Consider the following 15,384-nt stretch of genomic DNA (forward strand, 5'->3'; position numbering starts at 1 on the left):
TCATGGGTATGTTATAAGTTTAATTATAGTATATTTGGGCTATGTGATTTTATTTAAGCCATTTTTTAATACTTTTAAGAAATTGATTTTGTTGATCAACAAATAAATAATGGGAACAATTATCCAATAAAACAAAATGGTTTTGTCCCGCTATACCTTTTATAGATTTGATTTGGGCCGATGAAAAAATACCATCTTCTTTTCCGTAAATGGCATAAATAGGAATTCTGTTCTTTTTTATTTTATTTAAGGACGGTCTGCTGTCAATATTGTTTTGCTTTTCATTTTTATAAAAAAGTAATGGAGCATTTTTGTTTCGAATATTCGTTTTGAAGAAATCACTTGCTTCATAATCACTATATAGTTTTTTTGAAGCTTCAGTTGGATTTGGTATTTTGAAGTAATTGTTTTCACTTGCTAAATCAAAACAGGCTTTTCGATATTCAGCAGAATTTTTATTTAGCTTTTCAATTGCCTTTATTTTCGCTAATTGAATTGTGTCTTTTTTAGCGGCTGCAATCTTTGAAACCGAATTCAAAATATGATCGTAAGTTTCCTGCTGTGAAAATAAAGCTCCAACCATGATGAGGTTGCTTACGTTTTGAGGATATTTTTCGGTGTAAAGTGTGGCAACTAAACCGCCAAAACTATGCGCCAGAAGTGTGGCTTTTTTGAGATTGTATTTTTTGTAAATCGAATTTAAATCCTTAAATGCTTCTGCATAGGTAATTTTAGCTTCAGGATCCACAGATCTTCCTTCACCTCTTCTGTCGTAAACAATTACGTAAAATCCTAAATCAGCTAATTTTTGAGCAGTTGTACCTTCAAATAAAGTGGAGTTGCCGCTTGGACCGCCATGAATAAAAATTATGGTTTTCTCTTTTTTGTTTCCATAAGTTTTGATGTAGAGATTCTGTCCACTTGCAAAAAGTGAAAGGGTGAAAAAGAAAGCGAAAAGTAATGATTTCATTTACTTTATGGATTTAGTTTTTAAAACGGCATAAATTGTAGTGTCTTTTGCGATGTAATGCTCTTTTTCTTCATTATAATCTTTTATGATGAGATGCATTTGCAAAATGTTATCTTGAATTTTAATATCGTTTTTTTTGAAATTGAGATTTCTTTCAAATTGAAATTCGGCGATATTTCTCTCAAACAAAAAATACTTTTTTTCAATTACTTCGTATTTACAACAAGCACCTAAAAAGCCTCTAGGTGTTTTCTTGATTTGGATTTGTTCATTTTCAAATCTGATATCATTTGGAAAAAAGAAAAAAACTAAAATAGATGATAAAATAGCTCCCATAATTCCATCAATTAACCAGCTTATAAAAATAAAAACAGGCGAAAAGATATAAAGTGAAAAGTATAAAGCTATTTTTTTAAAAGGCTTGACATAATAAAAGAACAAGATACAAGCTGAAAAATAAAATAGAACTTTAAGAATTAGATGTAAGTTGGCAATTAAGCTAATTTCGAAAACAACATTAATTATGAAATTTATTAAAAGTATAATTAATGTTGCGATATGAATTTTTAAAAGTAGCTTTTTGAATTTGCTCATTTATTCCATATTTTGATGATCTTCCATGTCTTTTTGAAGATCTAAATTTCTAAAAGTAGACGAGGCAATTCCGAAGCCTAAAACAGTCAATAAGGTCATACTTCCTCCAAAAACTACTGATGTTACCGTTCCCATTAATTTTGCTGTTAAACCGCTTTCAAAAGCACCTAATTCGTTGGATGAACCCACGAACATAGAATTTACTGCAGCTACACGCCCACGCATATGATCTGGAGTTTTCAGTTGTAAAATCGTCTGACGAATTACAACTGAAATTCCGTCAGCAACACCGCTTAAAAACAGCGCCACAACAGATAGCCAGAAAATAGTTGAAACTCCAAAAACAATAATACAAAGTCCAAAAATGAAAATAGCAATCAAAAGCTTCATTCCGGCTTTTTTATATAACGGAACATAAGCTGAAATCAACATGGTAATAAAAGCACCAATTGCAGGCGCAGCTCTTAAAACACCAAAACCTTCAGGTCCAACCTTTAAAATATCCTGTGCAAAAACCGGTAATAAAGCAACGGCTCCTCCAAAAAGAACGGCAACCATATCAAGAGAAAGTACTCCTAAAATAGTTTTATTATTAAAAACGAATTTAATTCCTTCTTTTAAACTTTCCATAACCGGTTCACCAATCTTCGGATTCAAAATTGGTTTTTTCTCAATTTGAGTTAAAGCAATTAAGGCAGATATTGAGAAACCAACAACAAGACACATTGACCAGTGAACTCCAATCCAATTGATAGAAAAACCTGCAACCGCTGGCCCTAAAACCGCACCAATTTGCCAAACTGAACTACTCCAGGTTGCAGCATTTGGATAAGCCTTTTTCGGTACAATTAAAGATAATAGCGAGAAGATTGTTGGCCCTAAAAAGGCACGAACCAATCCGCCCAGAAATACTAAAAAGTAAATCGAATATAAAATAATATCAGACGACCATCCGCCAACAATTTTAGGCCAGGTTAGTAAAAATAACCCAAAACTGATGATTGAAAAACCTAAAATACACCATACCAGCATTCCTTTTTTCTCTCTCTGGTCGACGATATGTCCGGCAAATAAAGCCATTGAAACGGCCGGAATTACTTCCATCAAACCAATGATTCCAAGTGAAAGCGGATTCTTGGTTAAGCTGTAAACTTCCCATTCAATAACAATAAACTGCATTGACCAGGCAAAAACCATTGCGAAACGCAATAATAAAAACATATTAAATTCTCTAAAACGAAGTGCCTGATAGGGGTCGTTTTTCTTTTCTTTATTTTCCATTTGTCCGAATATCTTTTAACATAAGTTGAGTAGAGACATTTCCGTTCCACTCGTTTTCAGCGATAGTGTAAGCCAGCTGAAAAGTATTTTGATTTTTTGTAATATCTAGTTTTTTCCCAAGTCCAAATCCAATTGCGGCGATTCCTTCTGAGTTATTTTGTTTAGCAAACAATCTCAAATGTTCATCTGCTGAACCCAGCGTTTTAGCATAACCAGTATCTTTTACCTCCGTAGTCATAAAAATGGGCGTCATATTCAACGGGCCAAAAGGTTCGAATTGTTTTAAAATCCGAATTAATTTTGGCGTGATGTCTGAAAAATTAATTTCGGCGTCGATTTCGATTTCCGGAGTTCGCATTTCAGGCAAAATGGTTTCTTCGACCTGCTTTTCGAAAGCTTCTTTAAAAGCTTTGTAATTCTCTGCTTTTAATGTCATTCCGGCTGCGTACATGTGACCTCCAAATTGTTCCAAATGTTGTGCACAGGCATCCAAGGCATTGTAAACATCAAAACCTTTTACAGATCTTGCTGAAGCAGCATATTTATCACCACTTTTAGTAAAAACCAAAGTCGGACGATAATAGGTTTCAATCAATCTTGAAGCGACAATTCCGATAACACCTTTATGCCAGTCTTCCTGAAAAACAACGGTTGAAAAACGTTCTTCTTCCTGATTTGCTATAATTTGCTGAAAAGCTTCTTTAGTAATCTTTTTGTCTAAATCTTTTCGGTCTGCATTGTATTGTTCGATTTCTGACGCAAATTGCTGTGCCTGCTCAAAATCAAATTCGGTTAACAACTCAACGGCGTGATTACCGTGTTTGATTCTTCCTGCAGCATTTATTCGAGGAGAAATAATAAAAACAACATCTGTAATGTCTAAGACTTTCTTTTTAACTTGATGCACCAAAGCTTTAATCCCCGGTCTTGGATCGCTGTTGATTACCTGTAATCCGAAGTAAGCCAAAACTCTGTTTTCGCCTGTTATCGGAACAATATCTGCCGCAATTGCCGTGGCAACTAAATCCAGATAAGGAACAAGATCTTCGATAGTTTCGTCTCGATTTTGACCTAAAGCCTGAATCAATTTAAATCCGACACCGCAACCGCACAACTCATCGTAAGGGTAGGCGCAGTCTTCTCTTTTAGGATCTAGAATTGCAACCGCATCCGGCAGCGTATTTCCGGGTCTGTGGTGATCACAAATGATAAAGTCGATGTTTTTTTCTTTCGCGTAAGCAATATGATCAATGGATTTTATTCCACAATCGAGTGCGATAATTAAGGAGAATCCGTTGTTATCGGCAAAGTCAATTCCTTTAAAGGAAATTCCGTAACCTTCGTCATAACGATCCGGAATATAAGTGGCAATATTAGGATAATGTGATTTCAAATACGATGAAACTAAAGAAACAGCGGTAGTTCCGTCAACATCGTAATCGCCAAAAACCAAGATATTTTCGCGATTTTCAATTGCCGCTTCGATTCGGGCAACTGCTTTATCCATATCTTTCATCAAATATGGATCATGAAGATGTTCTAATGAAGGGCGAAAGAAATTTTTGGCATCTTCAAAAGTTTCAATACCACGCTGAATCAAAAGCGTGGCTACAAAATCTTCTACATTTAAGGCCTGCGCCAAATGTTTAACTTTATCTTCAGAAGGTTTTGGTTTTAATGTCCAACGCATTTTTTATTGTTGATTTTAGATTTTGAATTTTAGATTGAAGAAATCAAAAATCGTTTAATCTGTAGAAGAATATTCAGTTTTTAACTTTGTCAAAGTTTCAAACTTTGACAAAGTTTTTTATGTTTAGCTGTCAAATCGAGTGGAGTCGAGATTCTTATTACTAGAAAAGGGCTTCGACTCCCCTCAGCCTGACAAATGTATAATTAGAAATATTTTATTTTAATTCCAAAGCATTTCCATCAAACTGAATTCCGTCCCAGCCTAAGTTGATGAAATTTCTAATGTTTTGATGGTTAGTTCCGTTTGGATCTCCTAAAACTTCTTCGAAATAAAAGGCACCAAAACAGGCTAAAGTTTCTTCTTTACTTAAGTTTTGCAATTTGGCAAAAGAAAATAATTTACAAGAACCTGAGTTTTCTCCGGCAGCGTTATGCTGTGTTCCGTTTTGGAAAGCGGTTGGAGTAAAATTGTAGTTTTCCTCAATTACTGCAATAGTTTCCGGGAATGTTATGTCGTTTGGAGTTTGTTTTACTTTTTCTAAAAAGGCTTGAATGCTCATGATGTTGGTGTTATTTTTTTGCCACGAATTACACGAATTATCACGAATTTAATTAGTGAAAATTTGTGCAATTCGTGGCAAACTATTTTTATTAATCTGTGGTTAATATTGTTTTTTATTCTTCTTCATCCTTAGAAAACTTACTTTTCTTAGGTTCTTTAATTATTGTTTTTCCGGCAACGACAACGACGATTTCACCGCGAGGTGCTGTTTTTTCAAAATGAGTTAAAACTTCTCTTGCCGTTCCGCGAACATTTTCTTCGTGCATTTTTGATAATTCTCTTGAAACACAAACTTGTCTGTCTTCTCCAAAATATTGAATAAACTCGGCTAAAGTCTTAACGAGTTTATGTGGAGAAACGTATAAAATCATTGTTCTTGTTTCTTCGGCTAAAGCCAAAAATCGAGTCTGACGCCCTTTTTTGTCAGGCAGAAAACCTTCAAAAACAAATTTATCATTTGGTAGTCCACTGTTCACCAAAGCTGGAACAAAAGCTGTTGCGCCTGGTAAACATTCAACTTCAATTTTATTTTCGACACAAGCGCGCGTCAATAAAAATCCAGGATCAGAAATCGCCGGAGTTCCAGCATCTGAAATTAAGGCGATGGTTTCGCCAGCTTTCAAACGTGCAATTAAATTTTCAGTTGTTTTGTGTTCGTTGTGCATATGGTGGCTGTGCATGTGCGTGCCAATTTCAAAATGCTTCAACAATTTTCCACTCGTTCTGGTGTCTTCGGCCAAAATCAAATCGACTTCTTTAAGTATCCGAATGGCACGAAAAGTCATGTCTTCAAGATTGCCAATTGGCGTTGGAACGATATATAATTTAGACATAATCAATTTTAAATATTAAACACAGATTGCACGAATTAACACGAATAATTTAAGTGCTAAAATTTCACGAATATCAATTAGTGTAAATCTGTGAAATTCGTGTTTATGAGAACTTCTTCTCTATAATTCCTAAGAAACGCTCAGCGTAATCGTCTTTTCCTTCCCAATTATTATAATCTGGTTTTACCATGTTTTCGATAAATTCCTGCGCTTCTCCGTAAGTATCAAAAGTCAATAATTGATTTAAAACACGGCTGTAATCTTCAGCACTGTTTCCGAAAAGGTTTTTAGTGAAAGCAATTCGGTCATTCAAATCAATATGAAAACCTTTTGCCAGTTTTTCATTTAATGTTACCACTTTTGGTTCAGCCGGAGTTTCCAGAACCTCTGTTTCAATTTTTGTCTCTTGAATTTCATTAAGAGATGGAAAAGGAGATGAAGCAACAGCTTCAAAACTATCTACTTTTACAAACTGCGTATCGGCATAATTGATTCCGAAATCTTCAAATGCAAGAGGAAGTGGGTTTGATTTTGATGTAGTTTGAATTTTTGGTTCTTCTTTTTCTTCAATTTTTTCTTCTGACTTATCTAATTCAAAAGCGGGTTTAAAATCCGGAATTGGGTTTATATCGCTGATTGTTTTAAACGAAAGATCTCTATTTGCTTCTATTGTTTTTTTTGCCTCGAGAACAGCTTCTTCGATTTTTTCAATAATTGGATCTTTAACACTTTCGGTAGTTTTTGTTTCTTCAACTGTTTCCGGTTCTTCCGTCTCAGTAACAGCTTCCGTTTCTTCAATTTTTTCGACAACCGTTTCTTCGATAATTTCTTGAGCTGGTTCCGGAGTTATTTGTTCCGGAATTTCAGCAACTATTTCTTCTGCAATTACTGGTTCAGGAGTTTCTTCAACTATAGTTTCTTTAGCAACAATTGGAGTTTCTTCTTTAATTTCCGCCGGAGTTATTTCTTCTTTTTCAAAAATAGTTTCAATTTGTGAAGTGATTTCTCCTTGACTGATGGTTGGTTTTGCGCCTTCGAAGTTTTCGTCTATAAATTTTAAAACCGCCAGTTTCTCATATAATTTCTGCGTTTCAAGATACAATTGATTGATATCGGATTTGTTTTTAAGTTTTAAAATTCGATGTGCAATGCTGATTAAATCGGCTTCCAATTTTTTTTTCATAGCTGTTGAAATTATAGTGAATAGGGGTAATTTATATGTTTTGTAATTGAATGTCTTTATTACGGAAAGAAATCAACAAGATTTTTTTTTATTTCTGTTAATAAGCGATTGCGAATCTCCGATTTGATAAAAATTTTCTACTTTTGAAAAAGTGTAAAAACAGCGATTTTTCACGTCGATTTATTACCAGTACAAAGTAATAAAAACTATTCATTTTTAAAGGTAGAAAAATACAAAATGTTTCTCGAAAATACAGTAAATCACAAAGAACAATTTGGTTGGATTGAAGTTATTTGTGGATCAATGTTTTCGGGTAAAACCGAGGAGTTAATCCGCAGATTAAAACGCGCCCAATTTGCCAAACAAAGAGTCGAAATCTTTAAACCTGCTATTGATACTCGCTATCATGACGAAATGGTGGTATCGCATGATTCCAATGAAATTCGCTCAACTCCCGTTCCGGCTGCAGCCAATATTGCTATTTTAGCCCAAGGATGCGACGTTATCGGAATTGATGAAGCGCAGTTCTTTGATGATGAAATCGTTACCGTTTGTAATGATCTTGCCAATCAGGGAATTCGTGTGATAGTAGCAGGACTTGATATGGACTTTAAAGGAAATCCTTTTGGACCCATGCCGGCACTTATGGCTACAGCCGAATATGTAACTAAAGTTCACGCTGTTTGTACCAGAACAGGAAATCTTGCCAATTATAGTTTTCGTAAAACGGATAACGATAAATTGGTAATGTTGGGTGAAACGGAAGAGTATGAGCCATTGAGCCGTGCGGCCTATTATAATGCAATGAAAAAAAGTCAGGAAAAATAGATTTAAAATCCATTTAAGCGAAATACAATGCAGGACAATAAAACTAAAAGAAAACAAAATATCTTAGTAGTAGGTGTAATTGGAATCGCGGTGGCTTTGGCTGTTTATTTTCAATTTTTTCTTTCTGAAAATAAAGTAGAAGTAAAAGTCGAAATCACAGAATTAGTTGCAAAATACAATAAAAATTGCCCACTCAAAATTCAGGAAGGCATTCGCTTAGATAGTGTTAGTTTACCTAATTTACCTGAGGAAAAAGCGGTTCAATACAATTTGACATTGCTGAATGTAGAAAAAGAATCTGCAGAAATTGATGTTATACAGGCTGAAATCGAAAAAAGTTTGATCAGCACTGCTAAGGCAAATCCAGGGCTTCAGGTTTTTCGTGACAATGATTATACATTGCTTTATAGCTACAAAGACAAAAAGAATGTTTTTTTGTTTGATGTGAAAATATTACCGGATCAATATAAATAATTTAGAAATTCCTATATAAAACAAAACCCGACAGATTTTAAATTTGTTGGGTTTTGTTTTGTACGGACAAAATTATTATATTTGTACGTATAAAAGTGTAGAGTCATGGATGCAAAATTAACATTGAAATTAGATAAAAGCGTAATTGAAAAAGCTAAAATATATGCGGCTCAACATCAGCATAGTTTGTCACTTTTGGTTGAAAATTATTTAAAGGCAATTACTGAAACTGAAAAAAAAGAAAATACAAAAGAAATTGAAATAAGCTCTTTTGTTAAAAGTCTAACAGTAGGTAAGGGGCAGGTTCCAGTGGATTTCGACTATAAAAAAGATCGTCAGGATTATTTGTCTCAAAAATATAAATAATATGAATTTATTTTTAGACACAAATGTATTAATCGATTTGATTGATCAAAGAGAGCCTTTTTATAATGATATAGCTGTCATTGCTTCGATGGCGGAAAATAAAGAGTTTAAATTAGCAGCTTCTTCTTTGTCTTTTGTAAACACGGTTTATGTAGTTTCAAGGAGTATAGAGGAGAAATTAGTTTTAGAAGCTTTAAAAAAGTTTAGAATTATATGTGATGTTGCAAATATTGATGAAATTGTGATTGACAAAAGTTTAATTTCAAGTTTTAATGATTTTGAAGATGCTGTTCAATATTTTAGTGCTTTGCATCATAAATCTGATATTATTCTAACTCGGAATAAAAAAGATTTTAAAAACTCTGAAATACCAACAATGACTCCTTCCGAATTTCTTGCTTCTTCATAAAATAAAACCCGACAGATTTTAAATTTGTCGGGTTTATTATTTTATAAAAATAGGATTATATTAAATCTTCTTTCTCATTCTTGCAACCGGAATATCAAGTTGTTCACGGTATTTTGCAATCGTTCTTCTCGCAATCGGATACCCTTTTTCTTTTAATATTTCTGCCAATTGATCATCTGGTAAGGGTTTCTTTTTATCTTCTTCTTCAATTGTATTTTTAAGGATTTTTTTGATTTCTAAAGTCGAAACATCTTCTCCCTGATCATTTTTCATCGCTTCAGAGAAAAACTCTTTAATCAGTTTTGTTCCGTACGGCGTCTCCACATATTTACTGTTGGCAACACGCGAGATTGTCGAAATATCCAGACCAACCATATCCGCAATGTCTTTTAAGATCATTGGTTTTAGTTTGGTTTCATCGCCGTCTAAAAAGTATTCTTCCTGATAATGCATAATCGCATTCATCGTAACAAATAACGTTTCCTGACGTTGTCTGATCGCATCAATAAACCATTTAGCCGAATCCAGTTTTTGTTTGATAAACTGAACGGCATCTTTTTGTGCCGACGATTTATCACGAGAATCTTTATACGTCTGCATCATTTCCTGATAATCTTTAGAAACGTGCAACGAAGGAGCATTTCTTCCGTTTAAGGTCAATTCAAGTTCACCATCAACAATTCTGATAGCAAAATCCGGAACTACATTCTCCGTTACTTTATTGTTTCCAGTGTAAGATCCGCCCGGTTTTGGGTTTAATCTTTCGATTTCGTGAATGGCTTTTTTCAACTGTTCGTTCGAAACAGCATATTTCTGCAATAATTTATCATAATGTTTTTTGGTAAAAGCATCAAACTGATTTTCGATAATATCGATCGCTAAATCAATATATTCCGTTGGCGTTTTGTGCTTTAACTGCAATAACAAACATTCCTGTAAGTCACGAGCACCAACTCCCGAAGGTTCCAGTTCGTGAATTACATGTAACATTTTTTCGACCATTGCTTCATCAGTATAAATTCCCTGAGTAAAGGCCATATCGTCCACCATATCGGCAACGCTTCTGCGGATGTAACCCATATCATCAATACTTCCAACAAGGAATTCAGCGATTTCACGCTCTTCATCATTCAGAATAAAAGTATTCAACTGATTGATTAAATCCTGATGAAAACTAATTGGCGATGCAAAAGGCGTTTCGCGTTCTTCGTCTTCACTATAATTGTTAACCTGGGTTTTATAATCCGGAGTATCGTCGTCGCTTAGGTATTCGTCAATGTTGATGTCGTCCGCTTCGATTCTGTCTGATTCTGCATCATCATAATCGTCGTAGTCTTCATTTGCGAATTCATCAGCTTCGTATTCGTCTTCTTTACCAGCTTCCAAAGCCGGATTTTCGTTCATTTCTTCTAATAAACGTTGCTCAAAAGCTTGCGTAGGCAATTGAATTAACTTCATCAGCTGAATTTGCTGTGGAGATAATTTTTGTGATAATTTTAAATTTAAAAATTGCTTTAGCATAAAAAAAGTTGCTAAGATACTAAGGCACTAAGACGCTAAGTATCTTTTTATTGACGAATTAAATTCGGATTAAAATTATTTTTCATTTCTATTCTAAAAACTTAGAATCTCAGTATCTCAGAAACTTAGAATCTTAGATTAAAATTCTGCGTTTCCTGGAGTTCTCGGGAAAGGAATTACGTCTCTGATGTTTGTCATACCTGTTACAAACAATACCAAACGCTCAAATCCTAAACCGAAACCTGCGTGTGTTGCAGAACCAAATCTTCTGGTGTCTAAATACCAATATAATTCTTCTTCGTCGATATCTAAGGCTTTCATTTTTTCAACCAAAACATCGTAACGCTCTTCTCTTTCAGAACCACCAACGATTTCTCCAATTCCAGGGAAAAGGATATCCATAGCACGAACTGTTTCTCTTCCAGGTTCTGTGTTGTCGTTCAAACGCATGTAAAACGCTTTAATATTTGCTGGATAATCATATAAAATTACCGGACATTTAAAGTGTTTCTCCACTAAATAACGTTCGTGTTCCGATTGTAAATCAGCTCCCCATTCTTCAATAATGTAGCTGAATTTTTTCTTTTTATTTGGAGTTGAATCTTTTAAAATATCAATAGCTTCTGTGTAAGAAACACGCTTGAAGTTGTTCTCCAAAACGAAATTTAATTTCTCTAATAAAGCCATTTCGCTTCTTTCCGCCTGAGGTTTTGATTTTTCTTCTTCTAAAAGTCTTCCTTCCAAAAATTTCAAATCATCTTTACAGTTGTCTAAAGCATATTTAATTACATACTGAATAAAATCTTCTGCCAAATCCATGTTGTCATCAAGGTCGTTGAAAGCAACTTCCGGCTCTATCATCCAAAATTCTGCCAGGTGACGAGAAGTATTTGAATTCTCTGCTCTAAAAGTTGGTCCAAAAGTATAAATTTGACCCAAAGCCATTGCAAAAGTTTCTCCTTCTAATTGTCCAGAAACGGTTAAGTTGGTTTCTTTTCCGAAGAAATCTTCTTTATAATTTACTTTTCCGTCTTCTGTTCTTGGTGTATTGTCGAAAGGCAAAGCTGTCACTTTAAACATTTCTCCCGCACCTTCAGCATCAGAACCCGTAATGATTGGTGTATTTACATACACAAAACCTTTGTCCTGAAAGTATTTATGAACTGCAAACGACAATACCGAACGCACACGCATAATGGCTCCGAAAGCATTGGTACGAACACGTAAATGTGCATTTTCTCTTAAAAATTCTAATGAGTGTTTTTTTGGCTGCATTGGGAATTTCTCAGCATCAGAATCTCCAAGAATTTCAAGCGTTTTAACCTGAATTTCATATTTCTGACCAGCACCTTTGCTTTCTACCAAAGTTCCCGTTACAGAAACTGCAGCTCCGGTTGTAACTCTTTTTAAAGTTTCTTCCGGTGTATTTTCAAAATCAACAACACATTGTATATTATTAATGGTAGAACCGTCATTAAGCGCGATGAACTGATTATTTCTAAAAGTTCTCACCCATCCTTTTGCATTTACTTCCTGTAGCGTCGTCGTACTGTTTAATAAGTCTTTAACTTTTGTGTGTTTCATTTTTATATATAATATTGAAATTAAATTATTTGTTGTGCATTAACTGCAAATATAAACGATAATTATTAAAATTAGAAGCTGTTTCCCGCTATCCGCTATATCTTTTTAGGCAGAACGTTTACAAACGAGATATTTCCGATTGCCTAAAAAGGATACCGCTGCTATCAGGGCTCGTTTTCAAAAGTCCTGTTTTGTCATTCCAAGGAACGAGGAATCACACTAGAAATTCCGCAAACAAAAGCGTCAATCTTTGTCGAGCCACTTGAGGAGATTTCTCGTTCCTCGGAATGACAAGATTGTGTTTCAATTCTTATTCAACCTTCAAAATAGAAATAGAAAATCATTGCCAAAAACAGTGCTAATAAAAAGGTTATTACAGATATGACTAAAAAAGTGCTATTGTTTATTTTTTTACCAAAAACTATTATCGTCTTTTTTGTCAATATCACTTTTAAAATAAATCTTGAAATTATGATATAACAAACAATACTGATTAAAATTACAATAGAATGAACCAGATTCATAATATTGGCTAATTCATTCAATCCAATGTCCTGCCCTTCAGCGTGGCAATTTGTATTGTACAAAAATAAAAAGGCAAGAGTTATTATACTTTTCTTCATCAACTTTTGTAGCCTTTTAAATCCGTGCTAATTCGTGAAATTAGTGTTTCCTTCCAATCCCTCCAAATCCTCTTTCTTAGCCTTCTTCTTCTCAAAAGTCAAAACCAAAGCCGGTAAAACCAATAAATTCGCAAACATTGCAAACGCCAATGTGCAGGAAATTAATCCACCAAGGGCAATCGTTCCGCTAAAACTAGAAAGCGTGAAAGTAGCAAATCCTAAAATTAAAACTACCGATGTATAAAAAGTACTGATTCCGGTCTCTCTTAAAGCACTAAAAACAGATTTTTTTACTTTTCCGTTGCTTTGGATTAAATCATGTTTGTATTTCGCCATAAACTGAATCGCATTATCAACCGAGATTCCAAACGCAATACTAAATACTAAAATCGTCGAAGGTTTTAACGGAATTCCAAAATAACCCATTAATCCGGACGTAATGCAAAGCGGTAAAACATTTGTAATTACCGATGCAAAAACCATTTTGAACGATCGGAACAAATACAGCATCAAAATAGCAATCACTAAAATCGCAAAAATCAACGATTCAATTAAGTTGTCAACCAAATACGATGTTCCTTTCTGGAAAACCAATGCTTTTCCGGTAACCGTAACTTCGTAACGATCTTTCGGGAAAATTTCATCAATTTTTGAATGTAATTTTTTCTCGACTTTCGCCATTTCGTCGGTACCAATATCTTTCATGAAAGTTGTGATTCTGGCATATTGTCCAGTTGAATCAACGTAAGCTTTCATTAGATTTTCTTTGCTGTTTTTTGTTGCATTTTTAGCATAACCCAAAATAAAAGTTTGCTCTTGCGAAGTTGGTAATTGGTAATATTCAGGATTTCCATTATAAAAAGCCTGTTTTGAATATTTAACCAAATTCACAATCGAAACTGGTTTTGCCAATTCAGGCATTTCTTCAATTGTATTTTGCAACTCATCCATTTTACGAATGGTTGATGCTTTCATAACACCTTTTTTCTTTTTGGTGTCAATCATGATTTCAAGCGGCATGACACCGTTGAATTCTTTTTCGTAGAATAAAATATCTTTAAAGAAAGAAGCGCTTTTTGGCATTTCACCAATCAAACTTCCTGAAACTTTCATTTGCGAAACTCCAATAACGCTGAAAACTAAAAGCAAACCGTAAATCGTGTAAATTACTTTTCGTTTGTTTTTTACCACATTTTCTACAAAATCTAACAATGTAGAAATGTAGGTTTTAGTTAAGTGATATAAATGTTTTTCTTTTGGAAGTGACATGAAACTGTATACAATCGGCACAATTAAAAGCGTCAATAAATACACTGAAATTACATTGATAGAAGTCACCAAACCAAATTCAAAAAGCAAATCGTTTCCTGTAATCATAAACGTAGCAAAACCTATCGCCGTAGTTAAATTCGTCATTAAAGTCGAAACTCCAATTTTAGAAATAATACGCTGTAAAGCCTTTGCCTGATTGTTATGCAACTTGATTTCCTGCTGGTATTTATTGATCAGGAAAATACAATTCGTAATTCCGATTACGATAATTAATGGCGGAATAATAGCCGTTAAAATCGTGATTTTATAATGAAATAATCCAAGCGTTCCAAACGACCAGATTACACCAACAATCAAAATACAGATTGAGATAAAAGTTGCTCTGAACGAACGGAAAAAGAAAAAGAAAATCAAAGAAACAGTAAATAAAGCCGCGCCGATAAACAGTCCGATTTCACCTTTCATATCCGCAGCGTTGATCGTTCTGATGTATGGCATTCCCGAAACTTTCAAATCGATTCCGGTTGTTTTTTCGAATTTATCAATCTTTGGAACTAAATTTTCAAGAATAAAAGTCTTTCTCTCAGCAGTATTTACGAGTGCTTTGTTCATGTAAATTGCCGAACGGACACTTCCGCTTTCTTTATTAAAAAGTAATCCTTCGTAAAAAGGCAAGTTATTAAATAAATCGTGCTGAACGGTTTTCAAATAAGCCGGATCAACCGTTTTACTTTGATCAATAAAAGGACTAAGAACGAATTTTTGGTTTACTGTATCTTTCTCTAATTTTTTCAAATCATTTAGAGAGACAACCAGATCAACTTCTTTTGATTTTTTTAAACCGGTCATCAACTCATTCCAGGCGGCATAATTTTTTGGAGTAAAGAATTTTTTGTCCTGAAAACCAATTACAATCAGGTTTCCTTCTTCACCAAATTTGTCCAGGAATTTTTGATAATCTTTATTTGCAATATGATTTTTTGGAAGTAAATTAGCTTCGGTATACGTCATAGCAAGGTTTTTCCATTGGTAACCAAGGAAAATTGTCAGGGCCACAACCAAAACCAATATTGTTATTCTGTTTTTAAGAATAATTCGGGCTATTTTTTCCCAAAAACCAACGTGAATAGCGTTTTTCATAAAATCTTTAAAAATGGTTGCAAATGTAGTGAAAACTGCTCTAAATCATAAACAA

At 34.1% G+C, this 15,384-nt stretch carries 15 protein-coding genes; 4 read left to right on the top strand and 11 right to left on the bottom strand.

The window, feature by feature from the left end:
- Positions 1 to 49: 49 nt before the first annotated feature.
- The 7 genes from Q7C23_RS18795 to Q7C23_RS18825 all read right to left on the bottom strand — a co-directional run bounded on the left by Q7C23_RS18795 (position 50) and on the right by Q7C23_RS18825 (position 7,112).
- Complete coding sequence (locus Q7C23_RS18795) at positions 50 to 970, bottom strand: alpha/beta fold hydrolase (protein ID WP_375033942.1); 921 nt, start codon at positions 968 to 970, stop codon at positions 50 to 52.
- Entirely contained in the window at positions 971 to 1,564 is a 594-nt protein-coding gene (locus Q7C23_RS18800; RefSeq protein WP_375033943.1) for a hypothetical protein, read from the bottom strand. It abuts the gene before it with no gap.
- Positions 1,565 to 2,845 carry an MFS transporter gene (locus Q7C23_RS18805; RefSeq protein WP_375033944.1) on the bottom strand — a complete coding sequence of 427 codons (1,281 nt, stop codon included), beginning with the start codon at positions 2,843 to 2,845 and terminating at the stop codon, positions 1,565 to 1,567.
- Positions 2,835 to 4,535, bottom strand: a complete 1,701-nt coding sequence (gene recJ / locus Q7C23_RS18810) for a single-stranded-DNA-specific exonuclease RecJ (RefSeq protein WP_375033945.1) — start codon at positions 4,533 to 4,535, stop codon at positions 2,835 to 2,837. Before recJ ends, Q7C23_RS18805 begins: the two co-directional genes overlap by 11 nt.
- A 214-nt stretch (positions 4,536 to 4,749) precedes the next feature.
- Positions 4,750 to 5,094, bottom strand: a complete 345-nt coding sequence (locus Q7C23_RS18815) for a HopJ type III effector protein (RefSeq protein ID WP_375033946.1) — start codon at positions 5,092 to 5,094, stop codon at positions 4,750 to 4,752.
- Between the two features lie 115 nt (positions 5,095 to 5,209).
- A complete protein-coding gene (gene rsmI, locus Q7C23_RS18820; protein ID WP_026983559.1) occupies positions 5,210 to 5,929 on the bottom strand; it encodes a 16S rRNA (cytidine(1402)-2'-O)-methyltransferase in 720 nt (239 codons plus the stop codon).
- Between the two features lie 103 nt (positions 5,930 to 6,032).
- Positions 6,033 to 7,112, bottom strand: a complete 1,080-nt coding sequence (locus tag Q7C23_RS18825) for a hypothetical protein (protein WP_375033947.1) — start codon at positions 7,110 to 7,112, stop codon at positions 6,033 to 6,035.
- A 237-nt stretch (positions 7,113 to 7,349) separates the two neighbouring features.
- Here Q7C23_RS18825 and Q7C23_RS18830 point away from each other — a divergent pair, with 237 nt between their 5' ends.
- From Q7C23_RS18830 to Q7C23_RS18845, 4 genes are all read left to right on the top strand, one after another.
- The gene (locus Q7C23_RS18830) at positions 7,350 to 7,940 is read left to right on the top strand and encodes a thymidine kinase (RefSeq protein ID WP_056248698.1); all 591 of its coding nucleotides are present in this window, start codon (positions 7,350 to 7,352) and stop codon (positions 7,938 to 7,940) included.
- 27 nt (positions 7,941 to 7,967) lie between these two features.
- Complete coding sequence (locus tag Q7C23_RS18835) at positions 7,968 to 8,414, top strand: hypothetical protein (protein WP_375033948.1); 447 nt, start codon at positions 7,968 to 7,970, stop codon at positions 8,412 to 8,414.
- 105 nt (positions 8,415 to 8,519) lie between these two features.
- Complete coding sequence (locus tag Q7C23_RS18840; protein ID WP_375033949.1) at positions 8,520 to 8,780, top strand: DUF6364 family protein; 261 nt, start codon at positions 8,520 to 8,522, stop codon at positions 8,778 to 8,780.
- 1 nt (position 8,781) lies between these two features.
- Positions 8,782 to 9,189, top strand: coding sequence for a type II toxin-antitoxin system VapC family toxin (locus tag Q7C23_RS18845; RefSeq protein WP_375033950.1), 408 nt, complete (start codon positions 8,782 to 8,784; stop codon positions 9,187 to 9,189).
- 60 nt (positions 9,190 to 9,249) lie between these two features.
- Here the strand turns inward: Q7C23_RS18845 and rpoN are convergent, their stop codons facing one another.
- From rpoN to Q7C23_RS18865, 4 genes are all read right to left on the bottom strand, one after another.
- Positions 9,250 to 10,710 (bottom strand): RNA polymerase factor sigma-54, encoded by a 1,461-nt coding sequence (rpoN, locus tag Q7C23_RS18850; RefSeq protein WP_375033951.1) that lies wholly within the window; start codon positions 10,708 to 10,710, stop codon positions 9,250 to 9,252.
- Positions 10,711 to 10,848: 138 nt separating this feature from the next.
- Complete coding sequence (gene asnS, locus Q7C23_RS18855; RefSeq protein WP_375033952.1) at positions 10,849 to 12,294, bottom strand: asparagine--tRNA ligase; 1,446 nt, start codon at positions 12,292 to 12,294, stop codon at positions 10,849 to 10,851.
- A 314-nt stretch (positions 12,295 to 12,608) separates the two neighbouring features.
- A complete protein-coding gene (locus Q7C23_RS18860; protein WP_375033953.1) occupies positions 12,609 to 12,917 on the bottom strand; it encodes a hypothetical protein in 309 nt (102 codons plus the stop codon).
- Positions 12,918 to 12,944: 27 nt separating this feature from the next.
- On the bottom strand, positions 12,945 to 15,329 hold the full coding sequence (locus tag Q7C23_RS18865) for an RND family transporter (RefSeq protein ID WP_375033954.1): 2,385 nt from the start codon (positions 15,327 to 15,329) through the stop codon (positions 12,945 to 12,947).
- Positions 15,330 to 15,384: the final 55 nt, after the last annotated feature.

Origin of the sequence: Flavobacterium sp. LAR06, assembly GCF_041946075.1 — a bacterium.
Taxonomy (GTDB): domain Bacteria; phylum Bacteroidota; class Bacteroidia; order Flavobacteriales; family Flavobacteriaceae; genus Flavobacterium.

What these genes read in the sequence shown, in the direction of transcription:
- rpoN (WP_375033951.1), bottom strand. Translation starts at nt 10,710, where the DNA reads ATGCTAAAGCAATTTTTAAATTTAAAATTATCACAAAAATTATCTCCA.
- asnS (WP_375033952.1), bottom strand. Translation starts at nt 12,294, where the DNA reads ATGAAACACACAAAAGTTAAAGACTTATTAAACAGTACGACGACGCTA.
- Q7C23_RS18815 (WP_375033946.1), bottom strand. Translation starts at nt 5,094, where the DNA reads ATGAGCATTCAAGCCTTTTTAGAAAAAGTAAAACAAACTCCAAACGAC.
- Q7C23_RS18805 (WP_375033944.1), bottom strand. Translation starts at nt 2,845, where the DNA reads ATGGAAAATAAAGAAAAGAAAAACGACCCCTATCAGGCACTTCGTTTT.
- Q7C23_RS18825 (WP_375033947.1), bottom strand. Translation starts at nt 7,112, where the DNA reads ATGAAAAAAAAATTGGAAGCCGATTTAATCAGCATTGCACATCGAATT.
- rsmI (WP_026983559.1), bottom strand. Translation starts at nt 5,929, where the DNA reads ATGTCTAAATTATATATCGTTCCAACGCCAATTGGCAATCTTGAAGAC.
- Q7C23_RS18840 (WP_375033949.1), top strand. Translation starts at nt 8,520, where the DNA reads ATGGATGCAAAATTAACATTGAAATTAGATAAAAGCGTAATTGAAAAA.
- Q7C23_RS18800 (WP_375033943.1), bottom strand. Translation starts at nt 1,564, where the DNA reads ATGAGCAAATTCAAAAAGCTACTTTTAAAAATTCATATCGCAACATTA.
- Q7C23_RS18860 (WP_375033953.1), bottom strand. Translation starts at nt 12,917, where the DNA reads ATGAAGAAAAGTATAATAACTCTTGCCTTTTTATTTTTGTACAATACA.
- Q7C23_RS18795 (WP_375033942.1), bottom strand. Translation starts at nt 970, where the DNA reads ATGAAATCATTACTTTTCGCTTTCTTTTTCACCCTTTCACTTTTTGCA.
- Q7C23_RS18865 (WP_375033954.1), bottom strand. Translation starts at nt 15,329, where the DNA reads ATGAAAAACGCTATTCACGTTGGTTTTTGGGAAAAAATAGCCCGAATT.
- Q7C23_RS18845 (WP_375033950.1), top strand. Translation starts at nt 8,782, where the DNA reads ATGAATTTATTTTTAGACACAAATGTATTAATCGATTTGATTGATCAA.
- recJ (WP_375033945.1), bottom strand. Translation starts at nt 4,535, where the DNA reads ATGCGTTGGACATTAAAACCAAAACCTTCTGAAGATAAAGTTAAACAT.
- Q7C23_RS18835 (WP_375033948.1), top strand. Translation starts at nt 7,968, where the DNA reads ATGCAGGACAATAAAACTAAAAGAAAACAAAATATCTTAGTAGTAGGT.
- Q7C23_RS18830 (WP_056248698.1), top strand. Translation starts at nt 7,350, where the DNA reads ATGTTTCTCGAAAATACAGTAAATCACAAAGAACAATTTGGTTGGATT.